The sequence below is a fragment of the Streptomyces galbus genome, from assembly GCF_005280195.1.
Classification (GTDB): domain Bacteria; phylum Actinomycetota; class Actinomycetes; order Streptomycetales; family Streptomycetaceae; genus Streptomyces; species Streptomyces galbus.
The window spans coordinates 1-16,120 of record NZ_SZPR01000022.1; the positions used below are offsets into that span (position 1 = coordinate 1).

General features: G+C 71.9%; 15 protein-coding genes. 10 read left to right on the forward strand and 5 right to left on the reverse strand.

Annotation, left to right across the window (positions count from 1 at the left end):
• Nucleotides 1–137 precede the first annotated feature (137 nt).
• Both E4U92_RS26815 and E4U92_RS26820 read right to left on the reverse strand, forming a co-directional pair.
• A complete protein-coding gene (locus tag E4U92_RS26815; RefSeq protein ID WP_137303037.1) occupies nt 138–590 on the reverse strand; it encodes a DUF6292 family protein in 453 nt (150 codons plus the stop codon).
• 31 nt (nt 591–621) lie between these two features.
• Complete coding sequence (locus E4U92_RS26820) at nt 622–1,629, reverse strand: DNA polymerase Y family protein (protein WP_137303038.1); 1,008 nt, start codon at nt 1,627–1,629, stop codon at nt 622–624.
• 129 nt (nt 1,630–1,758) lie between these two features.
• On the opposite strand from E4U92_RS26820, the gene E4U92_RS26825 reads away from it, so the two are divergent.
• The 4 genes from E4U92_RS26825 to E4U92_RS26835 all read left to right on the forward strand — a co-directional run bounded on the left by E4U92_RS26825 (nt 1,759) and on the right by E4U92_RS26835 (nt 3,811).
• Nucleotides 1,759–1,959: a hypothetical protein gene (locus tag E4U92_RS26825; protein WP_137303039.1), complete on the forward strand. Its 201-nt coding sequence runs from the start codon at nt 1,759–1,761 to the stop codon at nt 1,957–1,959.
• A 450-nt stretch (nt 1,960–2,409) separates the two neighbouring features.
• Nucleotides 2,410–2,781: a hypothetical protein gene (locus E4U92_RS26830; protein WP_229863581.1), complete on the forward strand. Its 372-nt coding sequence runs from the start codon at nt 2,410–2,412 to the stop codon at nt 2,779–2,781.
• Nucleotides 2,782–2,970, forward strand: a complete 189-nt coding sequence (locus E4U92_RS36815; protein ID WP_229863583.1) for a hypothetical protein — start codon at nt 2,782–2,784, stop codon at nt 2,968–2,970.
• Nucleotides 2,971–3,136: 166 nt separating this feature from the next.
• Entirely contained in the window at nt 3,137–3,811 is a 675-nt protein-coding gene (locus E4U92_RS26835) for an HNH endonuclease family protein (protein ID WP_137303040.1), read from the forward strand.
• Nucleotides 3,812–3,911: 100 nt separating this feature from the next.
• Here E4U92_RS26835 and E4U92_RS26840 read toward each other — a convergent pair whose 3' ends face one another.
• The 3 genes from E4U92_RS26840 to E4U92_RS26850 all read right to left on the reverse strand — a co-directional run bounded on the left by E4U92_RS26840 (nt 3,912) and on the right by E4U92_RS26850 (nt 11,124).
• Nucleotides 3,912–4,799, reverse strand: coding sequence for an ATP-dependent DNA ligase (locus E4U92_RS26840; protein ID WP_308433344.1), 888 nt, complete (start codon nt 4,797–4,799; stop codon nt 3,912–3,914).
• Nucleotides 4,800–5,186: 387 nt separating this feature from the next.
• Nucleotides 5,187–8,333: a hypothetical protein gene (locus tag E4U92_RS26845; RefSeq protein WP_137303041.1), complete on the reverse strand. Its 3,147-nt coding sequence runs from the start codon at nt 8,331–8,333 to the stop codon at nt 5,187–5,189.
• 385 nt (nt 8,334–8,718) lie between these two features.
• Nucleotides 8,719–11,124, reverse strand: a complete 2,406-nt coding sequence (locus E4U92_RS26850) for a DEAD/DEAH box helicase (protein ID WP_229863588.1) — start codon at nt 11,122–11,124, stop codon at nt 8,719–8,721.
• A gap of 147 nt (nt 11,125–11,271) precedes the next feature.
• Here E4U92_RS26850 and tap point away from each other — a divergent pair, with 147 nt between their 5' ends.
• The 6 genes from tap to E4U92_RS26880 all read left to right on the forward strand — a co-directional run bounded on the left by tap (nt 11,272) and on the right by E4U92_RS26880 (nt 16,089).
• Nucleotides 11,272–13,425, forward strand: coding sequence for a telomere-associated protein Tap (gene tap, locus E4U92_RS26855; RefSeq protein ID WP_137303043.1), 2,154 nt, complete (start codon nt 11,272–11,274; stop codon nt 13,423–13,425).
• Between the two features lie 3 nt (nt 13,426–13,428).
• Complete coding sequence (locus E4U92_RS26860) at nt 13,429–13,686, forward strand: hypothetical protein (protein ID WP_137303044.1); 258 nt, start codon at nt 13,429–13,431, stop codon at nt 13,684–13,686.
• Nucleotides 13,687–13,691: 5 nt separating this feature from the next.
• On the forward strand, nt 13,692–14,252 hold the full coding sequence (tpg, locus tag E4U92_RS26865) for a telomere-protecting terminal protein Tpg (RefSeq protein ID WP_137303045.1): 561 nt from the start codon (nt 13,692–13,694) through the stop codon (nt 14,250–14,252).
• 14 nt (nt 14,253–14,266) lie between these two features.
• Complete coding sequence (locus E4U92_RS36020; protein WP_168725211.1) at nt 14,267–14,410, forward strand: hypothetical protein; 144 nt, start codon at nt 14,267–14,269, stop codon at nt 14,408–14,410.
• Nucleotides 14,411–14,852: 442 nt separating this feature from the next.
• Entirely contained in the window at nt 14,853–15,293 is a 441-nt protein-coding gene (locus E4U92_RS26875) for a GNAT family N-acetyltransferase (RefSeq protein WP_137303047.1), read from the forward strand.
• 274 nt (nt 15,294–15,567) lie between these two features.
• Nucleotides 15,568–16,089 carry a hypothetical protein gene (locus E4U92_RS26880; RefSeq protein WP_137303048.1) on the forward strand — a complete coding sequence of 174 codons (522 nt, stop codon included), beginning with the start codon at nt 15,568–15,570 and terminating at the stop codon, nt 16,087–16,089.
• Nucleotides 16,090–16,120 lie beyond the last annotated feature (31 nt).

A 16,120-nucleotide genomic window follows, 5' to 3' on the forward strand; every position in this document is an offset into this window, starting at 1 on the left:
GCCCGGGCCGCAGCCACCACAAGCGGCACAAAGTGGGTGCGACCTCCCGGACCCGGGGGAGCTGGTAGCGGGCTCCCGTCCTGAAACCCCGAGCCCCGCCCGGATGCCAGCAAGGACGATGCGGACCGCAGCGCGTGTCAGGGGGAGGGCTGGCGGAAGGCGTCGATCGCTGCCCGAGTGCGGGCCGCATGCTCCCACTCCCGGTGGAAGCCGCCGGCCGGGCGCCGCCAGGTGCGCACCATGCGTTCGGCGACCTCGGCGATCTCCTCGGGGGCGGGGTAGATGCGGTGCAGTGCGTCGACCTGCCCGGCGAGGATCACCTGGTGCGGGGCGAGGCCGACCAAGGCGTACTCCCAGCCGGTGCCAGTTTCTTCCTCCCAGACGAGGCGCGCTCCGCCGCGGCCGCCGGTGCGGCTGGCGTCCCAGTACAGGCGCATGGTCATCAGCTCGCCGTGTTCGCGGCCGGTGCGGCTGATGCGCAGCGCGCCGGACGGGATACCCCGTGCGGTCAGGGCGGCGTCGACGGCCCGGAGGTAGGGCCAGTGCGGCAGCAGATGTGCCGGGAGCATGCCGGGCGGGTCGAGCAGCATCCTCACCTCCAGCCGAGTTGATGGGCCGGTTTCAGGAGGCGCGGCGGAAGACCGCGGCCAGGCCGATGGCCCGGTCGCCGAACTTGGCGCGGATCCGGTCGGCGGCCTGCTCGGCGACCAGGCGCGACTCGCGGACGCCGTCGAGGCTGATCTGCTCGGCGACCTGGCCGGCGTCGACGAGGTCCTCACCGCGCAGGACAAGGCCGGTCAGGCGGCCGCGCTGCAGGCCGGCGGCGTCCATCAGCTGGTAGGCGAGCTGGCGCAGGTCGTCCTCGTGCGCGGACGGCTCCGCGAGCCGTCGGGTCCTCTCCCAGGAGGTGCCGCCGGCGAACCGCATGGAGAGCGTCAGCGCGCGGGCCGCCTGGCCGCGCCCGCGCAGCAGCAGGCCGAGCTGGACGACGAGGTCGAGCAGGGCGGCGCGGACGGCGGCGCCGTCCAGGGTGTGCCGGTCGAAGGCGTGGCGCACGGCCGCCGAGGCGGGCAGGGCGCGCGGGACGACGGGTCGGGGGTCGATGCCGCGGGCCCGCTCGGCGGCCAGGCGCCCGGCCCGCCCGCCCAGCAGCCGCTGCACGGTGGCGGGGGTGACGGCGGCGAGCAGGCCGACGGTGTGGATGCCGTACTCGTGCAGAGCTTCGGCCTGCCGGGGGCCGATGCCCTGCAGGGCCTCCACCGCCAGCGGCGCCAGCCAGCCGGCCGCCTCGCCGGGTGCCACAGCGAGGACCCCGCCGGGAGACTCGACCTGGGCGGAGGCGGTCGCCGCCACGGTGATGGACGGCCCGATCCCGACGCGGACGTCGACCCCGAACCGCGAGATAGTCCGCACCCGCAGCACCTCGCCCAAACGGCGGGTGTCACTGCCGTGGTAGCGCAGGGCGCCCTTCAGCTCCACCAGCGCCGCCGACGGCGGCAACGCCTGCACCACCGGCGAGAGGCCGGACAGCAGCTCCAGGACCTGCCGGTAGAGCTCCTCCGGCAGCCGGTCCGGGCAGCGCACATGCATCACCGTCGGCACCTCGCCGCACGCCGATCCTGTCGCCATCACGACTCACCTCCCACACCATCCACGATATCGAACATATACTCGAAAACGGGAGGGTGCGATGCCGAGTCGTGCCGTGACCTGCATTGAGGTGACGCGCCTCGCCGCTCAAGAACAGGAACCACCCCTATGACGACTCCCGTACCGCCGGTCTCCGAACCGGACCCGTCCGCGCTCACCTGTCCCGGCGACCAGGTCGGCCCGTGCGCCACCTGCCAGCGAAAGATCCAGAAGTACGGCCGCGGGGGAGGACCCCTGTGCGAGTGGTGCTTCCGCTCTGCGCTGGAGCAGTGGGGCCCGAAGGTCCGCCACACCAGCACCCGGCCATGAGCCCCGTTCCCGAGCCAGAGGTCGCCCGCCCGTGGCGCCCTGAGGACGGACCCCGGCCGAAGGTGTGGACGTGGCCGCGGACAGACCGCCCGGCACTGTGGGTGCGCTCGCACGGCGCCGAGCGCTACGCCCCGATCGTTGCGAAGCAGGAGTGGGCGGACGGCACGGTGTACTACCAGGTGGAATTCGACCCGCACGGCGACCGGCGGGTGGGGATGCGCCTGTACCGGTGGCCCCAGCCGGGGCTGCGGATGGCTCGCGTGAGCCGCTCGCGGCCGGCCAGGGGAGTCGATGAGTCCCAGCAGGCAGCAGGGTGGGATGCCCCACCGAACTGCTCGTCCGGCGGGTTGAGCGGACCTGCTGACACTCGTGCGGGATGCATCCGTGCCGCGCAAGACCAATGCAGGTGAAGCCGCCCGGCGGCTGTTCTCCCCCGCCTACGCTGCGCCTGTGCGGAACACGAAGGCGTTCAAGGAAGCTGTTGCCCAGACGCTCACGGAGCTGGCCCACCGATGGGTGACCCTCGCGCCGGCGACCGTGCAGGACACCATCGAGCGGCAGATCACCACCGTGGCGCAACGGCTCCGGATCCAGGTGCGCTCCGCCTGGCGCTACTTCGACGCCTCCCTCACGGCCGACCGGCTCGCGCAGAGTGCGGCGTCGTACGAGGGGAGCAGCAGCGAGAAGGACGTCGGGCAGGCCCCGATGCCGCCGCTGGACAACCCGGAACTCGCCGTGGTCCTCGCCGGGGTGCCGGACTCTCTGGCCCGCAGCGGCGGCGACTTGTACGCGGTCATCATCAACGTGGCGGTCAACGCCTGAATGGCCGGCCACATCCACGGTGAGGACGGCTGCAGCGGCTGCGAGGGCAGCCGCGGCCCGGCCGGCCATGACTGGGCCGCGAGGATGCGCACCATCACCGACATGCAGCCGGACATCACCAAGTGGTTCGACCGCGACGTGTGGACCGCCGCCGTCAACGACGCGGGCTACACCGTCACCCGCCGCTGACGCCAGCGTGCAGAAACGGGCAGGACGCCACGTGCCCGCTGCGCATGCCGACGATCTCACTTACCGCCCGATCGGGTAGAGCCACAGCCGCTTGCCGGGCGAGCCGGCCGCACATCCCGCTACGAAGATCACGCACCGTCCGTGACCTTCAAAAGGGACCCTGCCCGTGCGCTTCGCCCGCACCGCCACTGCCGTGGCCGCCGTCCTCGCCGCCTTTTTCATCCCGCCGGGCGCGCACGCCGCCCCGGCTGCTCGCGCACCTGGTGAGACCGTCACCCTGCCCGTCCAAGACGCCCTCGCCCAGCTGCCGGTACGCATCGAGGACCGCACCGGATATGAGCGCACCGCGTTCAGGCACTGGGTCGACGCCGACCGGGACGGTTGCAACACGCGCGCGGAGGTCTTGAAAGCCGAAGCCGTCACCGCTCCGGAGCAGGGAGCGAGCTGCCGGCTGAGCGGGGGAGAGTGGTACTCGGCGTACGACGACCGCTACCTCCAGGGGCCGTCTGGGTTGGACATCGACCACCTGGTCCCGCTCGCCGAAGCCTGGGACTCCGGCGCCTCGGCCTGGAGCGCGGCGGAGCGCGAGGCCTACGCCAACGACCTCGGCGACGACCGCGCCCTGATCGCCGTATCGGCCGCCTCCAACCGTTCCAAGGCCGACCAGGACCCCTCCACGTGGCTGCCGCCGGCCACCGGGTACCGCTGCCAGTACGCCACCGACTGGGTCGCCGACAAGACCCGCTGGGCACTGAGCATCGACCCCGCCGAGGCCGACGCGCTCAGCGACCTGCTCGATGCCTGCCCCGACGTGCCGATCACCGTCACGACGGCTCACTGATCACACCTGAGCCGACGGGACTGCTTGTGCGCCATCGACGGCACTGCGGGTCACCGCCGGGCCTGTGCTGGATACGCCCAACGTCCGTCGTGTGCAGGGGTTACGGCTCGGCGGAATCGGTCCCGGACTCACCGAACCGCGGCACCTGCGCGATGTCGATGTCCGTGCGGATGCGGTGCGGGCGAGCCGGATGACGGAACCGTCCTGCAGCGTCCCGGGCGACGTCGACAGCCACCTCCAGCACCACCGCGGGCTCCACCAGGACGACGTCGAGCGTGCGCTGTGTTCCCCAGCCCGCCGAGAACGTCCACCCCTGCCACGGATGCACGCCCGCCGGCGGGACCAGGAGGTCGCCCAGGGCGCGGCCGGTGCGCTGGGAGAGGGTGGTGCTGCGTCCGGCGTACTGAAGGCGGCCCGTGGCGTCGTAGCGCCCCAGCAGCACCGTCCGGGGCGCCATCAGCGAGCCGGTGACGGCGCCGATGATGGCCTCGGCGGTGGTGCGCACCTTGTATTTCCGCCAGGCCCTGGCGCCCCCGGCGTAGGGCTCGTCCAGCCGCTTGAAGCACAGGCCCTCCAGCCCGGCCGCCGTCCACTCCAGCCACCCCCGCGCCACGGCCGGATCGGTCGTCGACGGACACAACGTCAGCGGCGCCACCAGCTGGCGCTCGGCGAATAGGGCCTCCAGGGCCGCGCGCCGCCGCACGTACGGCCAGCTGGTCAGGTCGGCCCCCTCCGCGTGGACCAGGTCGAAGACCACATAGTGCGCCGGCCACCGGACCGCCCCCTCGGCTGCGCCACTGCCCCGCCGGGCAAGGCGCTGCTGGAGCCGCTCGAAAGCGAGCCGCCCCTGCTCCCACACCACGAGCTCCCCGTCTAAGCCGGTGTCCGTCGGCAACTGCGCGAGGGCCGCGGCGCGGATTTCGGGGAACGATGCGGTCATGTCGGTGCCCTGCCTCGAGCGCAGCAGCACCTGCCCGCCGGTGCGCACGGCGAGCTAGGCGCGGAAGCCGTCCCACTTCGGCTCGGCCGCCCACCCTGCAGGCAGGGTCGGGCTGGTCACGGCGGTGGTGAGCATAGGTTCGCAAAGAGTCCAGGACATGCGCGGATGCCTTCCACACGGCCCGTTAGGTCACGCGCGCACCTGAAAGGCCGGAGCGCTCGTCACGGACCACAGCAAGTAGCAGAGAGGCATGGTCGCCTCGCCCGTCGGAGGAGCCGTCCCTGCCGGCGGGCTGATGGGGATGCCGCTCGCTCCTCCTTCCCCCCAGGCCCAGCCGCCCAGATCACCATCACGACGGCTCTCTGAGCACGCCTGAGCCGGCGGGCCGCTTGTCCGTCGTCGGTAGCACCGCGGTCGCCGCCGGGTATGAGCGGGTCAGTCCAGGTCGTTCCATGTCCACGAAGGCGCAGCACTTCCGTCAGGTTCACGTCCGAGTCGGAAGCGCTCCCGGTTCCCTCCCAGTTTGATGAACAGACCGAAGTGTCCGGCGGCAGGGAGCCGCCTGGCCAGGACAGTGACCTGATTGTCGGCTCCCGCCTCCTGCAACGTCCCCAGCAACGCGGCGACGCCGTACTGCTTGTCGAGTGCGGCGTGCGCGGCGGGGTCGCGCGCCAGCAGGGCCGCGACCTGATCGTCCGCCCCTACAACCCGCATCATCCGCAGCAGCCAGGCGACGGCAGACGGGTCTTCAAGGGCGGCGTGCGCGGCGGGGTCGCGCGCTAGCAGAGCCGCGACCTGACCATCCGCCCCCGCCTCCCGCATCTCCTTCAGCAGTCCGGCGACTGCAGACGGGTCTTCAAGGGCGGCGTGCGCGGCGGCGTCGCGCGCCAGGAAGGCCGCGACCTGATCATCCGCCCCCGCCTCCCGCAGCGTGGCGACTTGGGCTGCGTTATCAAGGGCGGCGCGCACGGCGGCGTCGCGCGCCAGCAGGGTGGTGACCTGCTCGTCCAGCTCAGCCTCCCGCATCTCCCGCAGCAGCCGGGCGAGGGCGGAAGGGTTGTTGAGGACGGCGTGCGCGGCGGCCCGCCCGGCCAGGGCCGCGACCTGATCGTCCGCCCTCGCCTCCCGCATCTCCTTCAGCAGCCAGATGAGGGCGGAAGGGTTGTTGAGGGCGGCGTGCGCGGCGGCCCGCCCGGCCAGGGCCGCGACCTGATCGTCCGCCCCCGCCTCCCGCATCTCCTCCAGCAGTGAAGTGAGGGCGTACGGGTTGTCGGGGGCGGCGTGCGCGGCGGGGTCGCGCGCCAGCAGCGCCGCGACCTGATCATACGCCCCCGCCTCCCGCATCTCCCGCAGCAGCGAGGCGACGGCAGACGGGTCTTCAAGGGCGGCGTGCGCGGCGGGGTCGCGCGCCAGCAGCGCCGCGACCTGATCATCCGCCCCCGCCTCCCGCAGCGCCTTCAGCAGTCCGGCGACGGCAAACGGGGCCTCAAGGGCGGCGTGCGCGGCGGGGTCGCGCGCCAGCAAGGCCGCAACCTGATCATCCGCCCCCGCCCCCCGCATCACCTCCAGCAACATGGCTAGCCACGGCGGGTCGTAGAAGGCGGCGTGCGCGGCGGCCCGCCCAGCCAGGACAACGACCTGCTCCTGCGCCCCCGCCTCCAGCATCACCCGCAGCAACACGTCCACTTCGAGCGGGTTGCCGAGGGCGGCCTGCGCGGCGGCCCGCCCAGCCAGGACAACGACCTGATCGTCCGCCCCCGCCTCCCGCATCATCCGCAGCAGCCAGGCGACGGCAGACGGGTCTTCAAGGGCGGCGTGCGCGGCGGGGTCGCACGCCAGCAGCGCCGCGACCTGATCGTCCGCCCCCGCCTCCCGCATCTCCTCCAGCAGTTGGGCGAGGTCCGACGGGTCATCGAGAGCGGCGTGCGCGGCGGCCCACTGGGCAGGGCGCGGGTCGCTGGGGTGTGAGGTGTGCAGGTGGTTGATGAGGGAGATGGCAGCGTGGGGGCTGCCATGGGTGGTGGCGTTTTTGTGGAGTTGGGCGGCGTCGCGGCACAGGCCGCGGTTCCAGGCGGCATTGCCCAACTCGGTGAGGTCGTTGGGATAGGCGTGATGGGCGGCCGCGGTCCAGAAGTCGATGGGCGGGATGGTGCCGGCGCGGTGGCGGCGGCCGTGCTGGTCGAGGTAGTCGGCCAGTAGGTAGTGCGGTCCTTGGGGATTGGGGGCTACTGGCCGGCGGCTGTTTCTCTGATTGTGGGAGCCTCTGACGTTGACGGGGGTGAGGATGCCGGGGATGCCGTTGCAGGGTGTGGTGACGTAGGCGAGGGCCTTCGGCAGCCAGTCGTCCTCCAGCGCGCGGTACTCGGTGTCGGTGAGGTAGCCGGGGGCGGCGTCGGCGAGCCAGGCCAGCGGGATGTGCAGGCCTGCACCTAGCCGGCGGGCGTCCATCGCGGCGTGGATGAGGGCCAGAGTGGCTCCCTCGGCGGCGTGGTAGCGGTCCATCAGGTAGGGCACACCGGCCAGGTACTGGGTGACCTGCGCGTCTTCTGCGTGCTGGGCGGCCTGCGTGAGGCGGGGGTCGGCATCGGCGGTTGCGCCGAGTGCGGCCAGTTCGGCCGAGATGAAGGCCTTCGGCACATCGATCTTGTGCCCGTTTAGGAGCGCGCGAACATTGGGACGCTGGTCATCGGTGGTCGCGGCGTCCCAGTGTTCGCGCCACAGAGTGCCTAGAACTAGTACCGGGGCTCGTGACGGATCGGTGAGCAGTTTCCGCAGGCCTGCGGCGACCTGCTCGCCGAGCGGGTGCGGCGCCAGGTAGTACTGGGCCTCGTTAAGCCACACCACTGTTCTCGGGGCGATGTCCGGCAGCGCGGCTAGGACCGCCTCAGGGGCGGTGGGGGTGAGGGGATGCAACAGCCGCCAGCCGTCCGGCAGCTCGCGAACGGCCTCCCACAGGGCGCGGGTCTTCCCTGTGGACGATCTCCCGACCAGGACCGTGATGCCGCTGTCTCCGGCGACTGCGGCATCGACCACCGTCTTCAGCCTCGCGTCGTGGTCTCTTGGGACATAGGTAGGCAGGATGCCGAAGCGGTCGCGGGCATCCTGGGCCTCCAGCGCCGGGTGGATGCCCAAGCCCCGGTCCAGCACGAGCCTGAGGTCGTCGCGGAGCTCACCGATTGGGCGGCCCACGCCTTGCGCCATCTGGGCCCGCACCCACAGCTCCCGCACCCGGCGCGCCATATCCGCCACATCCCAGGCGGCACGGCGAGCCAGCACCTTAGCCACGGACACCACATCAGCCTGCTGCTGGGCCCGTTCTCTGTCGGAGATGACACGGCTGATGGTGTCCCGGCTCGGTCCCCCCGGCAGATCCTCATGGACATCTGCAGCGATGTCTTCAGAGATCTCATCCAGACTGGGGGTGCCTGCTGCCAGGTAGACCTCGTACAGCAGGTCCTTGAGCTCGCGCAGTGCAGGCGGCCAACCGACCCGTGCCCGCGTCAGCAGCCGCGGCCGCGCCCGAGGCAGGCGCTTCGGCCCGCCGTTCCGGTCCGGCCGGCCGCCCCCCATGTCGCCACTCATCGCACCATCGTCTCCGAATCCGCACCCCGCCACGGCCTGAACAGCGCAAATACGTGAGCCTGTTGGCGACTCGTCGCAACTCGGCGACAGACGTTGCGGGGGTCTGAGGGTGGACAGCAGGCCGGCCGGCTGCTCATCCACCCATCAGACTCCCTGTGGAGGACCTCATGTCCCGCACGCGCCTGACGCGCAGCGAGCGCCTCGCCCTGGCCGGAGCAGCCCTGCGCGGTGCCGCCTCCGGCATTGTCCGCGCCATCGTCACCCGGCTCCTGGAGCACCTCGCCTGAGCCATGCCCGGCCGGTCCGCCGGTACGTGTCCCGCCTTCGGAAGGGGTGGGCCGTGCCGGTGGGCGGCGGCGGGTGCAGGGGGACGGCTGCTCGGTGGTCAGCGCCTTGGCTCTTGCTCCTCGACCCAGGCCAGCCCGAGGTCGGCCAGCGCCTGGAGCCTGTCGACCGTCAGCTTGGCGCGCCTGCTCTTGGTGTTGGACAGGAACACGCCGAGCTTGACCTCGGTGCCGTCCGCCAACTGCTCTACGTGGGCCCTGGGGACCTTCACTGAGCCAGTGCGGGCCTTGTACTGCGCCAGCGCTGCGACGCCCCGCTCGAAGGCGCCCGAGGGCGCTGTCGACGGCTTCGCGGGCTCCAGCGGCTCCGGGGCCAGCGGCACGATGCCGAGCTGCTGAAGGCGCTCGCGCTGCCCGTCCGTCAGGGCCTGCCAGACCTCGTACGTGCGCTGACGGGCCAGCCACTTGCCGATGTCCATGCCGTGGACCGTGAAGCCGGGCAGGACCTGCGCCTGGCCGTCTTCGTCGGCCACGAGCTCGCGCAGCGCGGCGTAGTGGCGCTGCCAGTCGGCCGGCCAGGCCGGGTTCCAGTCCGCGTCCACGGCTTCCAGCGCCGTCTTCCACTCGGGGTGGCCGTCCAGCGCGCCGGGGCGGCGGAGGTTGGACAGCCACTGCCCCACCGGCCGGTCCAGCGCCGTGGCGGAGCGGGGCGCGCACAGTGTCCAGTGCTGCTCGTAGTACGCCTTGGCGGCCTCCAGGTTCTCCTGGAACCGCTCATCCGCCAGCGACCAGACCATGCCGAGCTTCTCCAGCCGGCGGGCGCGCAGGCCGCTCATCTGCCCCGCACCGTAGGCCCGTCGCTGCTCGGCGACCCACTGCCCGAGGGGGTAGGCGCCCTCCTTGTGCCCGTACGGGACCCGGGCGTGGCCCTCGCGTTCGACGAACCGCTTGAGTGCTGCCCAGCCGCGGGCCCAGTCCTGCTTCTCGGTGTCGATGACGTTGAAGGACACCCAGTCCGCGACCATCGCCGGGTCACGCGGAGCCGCGAAGCGCAGCAGCAGACGGGATTCTTCCTCGCCTTCCTCGGGCTCCGGGCCGATGCTGACCGACGGCTGCGCGACGTCCTTCTGGGGCTCCTGCGGGATGGCCAGCAGTTCGACGGCCTCTTCGTCGTGCGCGCGCAGACCTGCTAGCACCTTCACCAAGGGGCGGTACGACCCCGAGGTGAACATGTCCTCCTGCCTTTCCCCGGGCTGGAGGAACACAGGCACGATCAGGGAGGCGAGCTTGCCCTGTCCGGGCTTTTGCCGGAGCGCGCGGCCGATGGCCTGGACGATGTCGTGCGGCGCGCCCTTGGGGTCCAGCAGGGCCACACTGTCCACCGCCCGGATGTCGACACCTTCGCCCAGGACGCGGCAGTTGGAGAGCACGGCCCGCCGCGCGGTGGTGCCGAAGCTGCCCAGGACCTCGCGCCGGTGCTCGGGCACGTGCTCCCCGCACAGCCAGTCCGCCCAGATCCGAGCCGGGTACGTCTCCGGCTCGTTGGCGTGCAGCTTCGCCGCAACCCGCTCGAGGCCCTCCGCGTAGGCCTGGGCCTCGATCGTGCGGTGGTGGAAGGTGATGCAGGTCTGCAGGTTGTGCTGCGCCATGGTGTGCAGCAGCGCGGCCTGCAGCGCCCCGAGCCGCTGCCCGCGGACCTCCTCGGTGTGCCGGTCCTCGCCCATCAGGCGTTCCGGGGTGACGACCGGGTCCTTCAGCTCCAGGACGATGATCTGGTAGCGCGCCAGCAGCCCGCGCGACACGGCCGAGGCAAGGCTGAGCTTGTACAGGACCGGCCCGAAGACCTTCTCGTCGTCCATGGAGGCCGCCATCTCGCGCGGCAGCGGGTCGCGCACTCCTTCGGCGACCTCGCGGTTCAGGCGCTCCTCCCAGATCCGCGGCGTGGCCGTCAGGTACAGCCGGCGCAGCGAGGGGATGACGCCCTGGTTGTGGACGTCGGCCCACGCCTTGCCCATCGAGCCCGACGTGCGGTGCGCCTCGTCGACCACGGTCAGGTCCATCGGGGCCAGCTGCTGGCCGTAGGCGCCCTCGAAGGCCTCCGCCAGGACGCCCAGCGAGGCGTACGTCGCGAAGACGGTCACCCGCCCCTGCCCGTGCCACAGCGCCAGCTGGATCGGGTTGGTGGTGCACCGGACCTTCAGGGTCCACAGCTCCGGGTCATCGTTGAGCGAGCACGCCGCCACCGCGGGGCCGGTGTGGCCGGCCGCGCGCCACGCCTGGACGGTCTGGGTCAGCAGGTCCAGCGTCGGCACCAGGACGAGAACGCGTCCCTTGGGGGCGATCCGCTTCGCGGCCGCCGCGGCCATGATGGTCTTGCCCGTCCCGCACGCGGCGTGCACCTGCCCGCGCAGCCCGTCGGCGGGGATCCCGCCCGGCGGGATGTCCAGGCCCCGCACGATGGCGGCGACGGCCTCGATCTGGTGGTCGCGCAGCTTGATCCCCGTCACAAGCTGTTCCCTTCCTCGCATCCGGTGCGGCCCGGGCAGGCGGCGCGCATACAGCGTGACCGGCCCGGCCTCACCCTAGCATTCATTGCAAATCCAAGGCTAAAGAACTGGACATATTCAGAGTTAAGCTCTGGTAGGGTGGGCGGTATGCCGAAGCCGACTGAGGAAGAGCTGTTCGCAGCGGTGGACCAGCTGCTCGCAGGTGAACCGGATCTGCCGCCGCCGGCCGAGCGGGCCCGGCTTCGCGATGCGGCCGGGGTCAGCCAGTCCCGTCTGGCCGAAGCATTGAAGACGACGACGCAGACGGTTAAGAACTGGGAGTCCGGGCGGTCCGAGCCCCGCGCGCCGCGCCGCCAGGCGTACCTGCGACTGCTGGAGGGCTGGGCAGCCCAGCACCCGGCCGAACCCGCACCGGTCCCCGCGACCTTCACCGGACCGGCGCCCGCACCGGCCGCATCCACCCCACGGCACGTGCCCGCAGAGCAGGCCGGCGCCGCCGGCGCCCCAGCGGCAGCGGCGCTCCCCGGGACCGGCGCGCGGCCGCCGCGCCCCGCTGCAGTTGCGTCGGGCCCGGCTGTAGCGGCCCGCACGACGTCACGGCGCCCCGCGAAGCCGAAGGCGGCCGCGCCGGCCGTCGACCCGCGCTTCCCGCACGGCCCGCTCGCCGTGCTGGACGGCGACGGCTCCGCGTACGGCGTCGACGGCCTGGTGCTCGACTGCCCGGCCACCACCGTGGTGGAGCTCGTGGAGTGGACGCTGCGCGAGTCCGGCCTCGGCGCGCCGAAGCTCAACCGCTTCGGCAAGGACTCCGACCCGCTGATCGTTCTCACGGCGGCGGCCGCGGTGAAGCTCGGCCTGCCCGAGCGCCTGGAGGGCCACGAGCAGCGCCGCTCGCTGCGCCTGCCGGAGGACCACCCGGTCGTCAAGCAGGTGGCGAAGGCCAAGTGGCACCTCACGCAGCGCGGGTTCGGCCCCTGGGCACGTATCTACCGCAAGGCGCAGGGCCGCGAGCGGCAGTGCGTGCAGCTGGCGATCCTGTCGTGGGACGCCCTCGATGAGCGCTCCTGGCCCGGCGTCGCGGAGATGGAGCCGGCCGACGTCGCCCGCGTCCTGGGCGTGTACGCGCAGCGGGTCATCACCCCGCGCGGCTCCACGGCCGTCTCCGGGCTGGAGCTGATGACGGCGCTGCGCCCGCCCACGAAGCCGGAACGCGACCCTGAGACCGGCAACTGGATCTCCGGCCACAACCCCGGCAGCCTGGGCACCGAGCCCATGGACCCCGCGCCGCCCGAGGCCACCGCGGAGCATCCGGTCGTTGTGGAGTCCGGCTGGACGGGCGGGTTCCTCAACGAGGAGGCCTATCAGTGGGTGCGGTCGGTGGACACTCTGACCGGCGCGGAGTGCGCGCTGCCCTTCGCGGTCGGCCTGGACCTGAACACCGCTTTCCTCGCCGCCGCGGCCCGCCTGGTCGTCGGCCTGTCCGCACCGGACCACTTCGTGGGCCCGAGGTTCAACCCGAAGATCCCCGGGAGCTGGCTGGTGGACCTCTCCCACATCGAGGTCGATCCGCGCCTGCCCAGCCCGTTCACCCCGGACGGCTCCCGCCCGACGGGACCTGCCTGGTACCAGACGCACACCGTCGCCTACGCCCAGGAGCTCGGCTACGACGTCCACCCGATCGAGGCCTACCTGCGCCGCGAGACCGGCGCTTACCTGGACCCGTGGCACGACCGCCTCAAGACCGCCTACGTCGACACCCTCGCCGACCTCGGCGTCACCAAGGACCTGGACGACCGTGCCTTCCTGGCGGCGATGGAGCAGCACAAGCAGGCCGACCCGGCCCTGGCCGCCGTCCTCGCGGCCATCAAGGCCACCGTCAAGGGCGGTATCGGCAAGCTCCGCGAGCGCCCGCAGGGCAGGAAGTACAAGGAGGGCGAGCGGTGGCCGGCCCTGAACCGGCCGACCTGGCGCCCCGACATCCGGGCCGCCGTCATCAGCAAGGCCCGCGTCAACATGCACCGCAAACTCAGCAACATGGCGAAGATGACCGGGCTGTTCCCGCTCGCCGTGCTCTCCGACTGCGTCGTCTACCCCTCGCCGGGCGCGAGCCCGCTGGACTTCCTGCCCTACGCGGCCTCCGGCAAGCCGCAGCCGGGCGGCTTCCGCCTCGGGCCGACGCCGGGCCTGGCGAAACTGGAGGGCGTCCAGCCGATGCTGTGGGCGGTGGAGCTGATGGAGCAGGGCCTCAATCCCGCCCGCCACATCAAGGGCGGCGACGCCGTCCTGGACGAAGGCGAGTAGGCCGTGACCACCGACACCGCCCAGCCCGCTGCCTGGGGCGGATCCGGCCCGAGCTCCGCGCCGTCCCTCGAGGCCGGCGCGGAGCGGGAGCGCACGCTGGACCGCCTGGAAGCGCGCATGGAGGCCCTGCAGTTCTCGATGCGCACCCGCAGGTCCTCGCCCCGCCTCGAGCTTTGGCGGCAGGACCTGTGCGAGACACGCGAGACCTGGATCCGGCTGGCCGACCCCGACGGCCAGGACCCCACCCGTGAAGGGAACTGACAGCCGTGGCCGGAGAGATCGAAGACGCCATCGAGCGCGCCGACCAGGAGTCGTTCACCAAGGAGCCCCCCAAGACGCTGAAGGGCCAGATCGGGTTCCTGATCCGGCAGTTCGGCAGCGCGAAGGCCGTCGCGCAGGAGATCGGCGTCACCGCCGACTCCGTCAACCGCTACCGGCGCGGCGCCCGCAAGCACGCACGCCCTGACGTCGCCGCGAAGATCGAGACCGCGGTGCGGGCCCGCTGGCAGCCGCTGGTGCGCAAGCGCCGGCAGCGCCAGGCCGCCTCCAGCACCGGCATCACCGTGGAGACCCGGGCCCGCTTCGGCTACACCGCCCCCGTCGGCACGACCGACGACGGACGCTTCCGCCGCCTCACCGTCCACCTGCCCCCCGAGTACGCGCAGCGTCTCTTCGACGCCCGAGACGCAGGCGCCAGCGACCAGCAGATGCGCCAAATCATCGCCGACGGGTTCAAGGAAATCTATTTCCAAGACGGCGGAGGACGCGCCATGGGACTGTCGGACGTGGCAATCAACGACATCGACTACCTCGATCTCGACTACTAATTCCGGAGCCCTTAATGGCGAGCATCAATTACCCGTTCCCTGACCCGCAGAACGACGCCGAACGGGCAGCGAACCGGCAGGCCGCCGACGACTACCAGCGCCAGGAAGAGGAAGGCGCCGACTTCGTCGACTGGGAGAAGGAGATGGGGTGGCGCTGACAGGCCCCGCCGAAGCCCCGGCCGGCGACGATCCCGGGTTTCCGCGAGAAGTGAGGACAGCGCTCATGCGGCAGTACCACAGGGCCGGAGACTCGGTCCTGGTCCTGACGGGCCCGGACACGGGGCAGACCTTGGTCGTCACGTCCGTCCGGATGTTCGCTGCCGACCCCGGCTACTACCTGCGAGGCGGCAGCGGCCTGTATGCCCCCGGGCAGGTCCAACTGGCCGCCGAACGAGCTGACGGCAACCCCTGCGGGAGTGTGTGCGAACCGTCGAAGCACGACGCCATCGGCACCTGTGATCACTGCCGGGGGACGTGTACGGAGCTCCCGGACCGCCAGATCTGACGCGGACCGGGCTGCCGACCCGAACACCTCGCACGTGAACGGCCAGGACCTGCTGCACAAGCCTGCCAACGCACGACGGGATCGGAGGACGACGAGTGAGTGACGACGTACGCCTGATCCGCGTCCGCGCGGACGCCCCGCGTCTGGTGTGGGAGGTGCACACGCAGACCGAGCGGGTTGCCTACCTCGACGCCCTGGACGGCGATGTCCTGTGGGTGAGCCACATCGGAGTTGAGCCGCGCTACCGCCGGCTTGGCCACGCCACCCGCCTGCTGCACGCCGTGCTGGCGCACGCCCGCTGCGGCCCCGTCGGTCTGGCGGCAGCACCCTTCCCCGCCTGGCGGGAGCAGGGGCTGCTGCACGAGGACCTGCGCACTTGGTACGCACGACACGGGTTTCACCCCGCGCCCAGTCCTCGGGACCCCTACCGCATGATCCGACCCGCCGTACGGCCTGCGGCGGCACGTCATGGCTGCGGCTGCGGCGAAGCAGAACCCGTCGAGCCCCACACGGAAGGGTCACTGCTGCTCGGATGAGGCTCGTCGTCGTCGCCTCGACCCTATTCGCATCCCGAACGCAGGCGACGTTGGAGCATGTCGTCGCGAGGACGTGACCGCGTCATGCTGATTTCGTTGGTCAGGGCGGTGCCGCTCCAAGCGCTGCGACGGTGCCCCGGCTGAAACACACCCGTACCCGTGAGGCGGGAAGTAGGCCCCAGCTGCCTGCGCGGCATCGCAGCACGCCGATGTGGCCTACCCCCGGCCACGGCCGCAGATCACGGCAGCGGCACCGGAGCCGGAAGGCATCCTCATGTCCTCTCACGCCCGCCGTAACGACGCCCGCCGCTACCAAGAGGCGCTCGGGGTCTCCCACACCCAGGCGCTGCGCCAGGTCCGCGAACAACTCCCGCCGGCCTGCAGTGCCTCGCGCGCTGCGGCCGTGCCGGTTTGCGACGGCCAGGCGGTACCGCCGGTGCTGTTGGTCGCGCAGGCCGACCTCGCCCGCTGGGCGATCACGCACCTAAACGAGGTGATCGCGCTCGGGCAGCGGCTTCCGCACAACCTGGATGAGTGGGCCCGCCTGTCCTCCTACGCCATGACCGACGCCCACACCTACACCCAGATGATGGCCGGCACCAACGGCGCCTTCTTCCAGATGCTGGGCTGGGACGACGACACGATCCGCCACCACCTGCAAGTTCGCGACGCCGACCGCTACGTCACCCAGCACGCGGTCGCCCATGCAGCTGGCCTGTTCGGTCAGCCGGTCCCGGAGGGCACCGACCGCGCCACCTGGTGGACCATCGGCAGCCAGTACGCCGCCGAGGACTGACCCATCGCCTCGACAGCGCTGCGGCGCAGTC

Coding starts and splice junctions, on each gene's coding strand:
- E4U92_RS26825 (WP_137303039.1), top strand. CDS start 1,759: ATGACGACTCCCGTACCGCCGGTCTCCGAACCGGACCCGTCCGCGCTC.
- E4U92_RS36020 (WP_168725211.1), top strand. CDS start 14,267: ATGGCGAGCATCAATTACCCGTTCCCTGACCCGCAGAACGACGCCGAA.
- tap (WP_137303043.1), top strand. CDS start 11,272: ATGCCGAAGCCGACTGAGGAAGAGCTGTTCGCAGCGGTGGACCAGCTG.
- E4U92_RS26880 (WP_137303048.1), top strand. CDS start 15,568: ATGTCCTCTCACGCCCGCCGTAACGACGCCCGCCGCTACCAAGAGGCG.
- E4U92_RS26815 (WP_137303037.1), bottom strand. CDS start 590: ATGCTGCTCGACCCGCCCGGCATGCTCCCGGCACATCTGCTGCCGCAC.
- E4U92_RS26845 (WP_137303041.1), bottom strand. CDS start 8,333: ATGAGTGGCGACATGGGGGGCGGCCGGCCGGACCGGAACGGCGGGCCG.
- E4U92_RS26820 (WP_137303038.1), bottom strand. CDS start 1,629: ATGGCGACAGGATCGGCGTGCGGCGAGGTGCCGACGGTGATGCATGTG.
- E4U92_RS36815 (WP_229863583.1), top strand. CDS start 2,782: ATGGCCGGCCACATCCACGGTGAGGACGGCTGCAGCGGCTGCGAGGGC.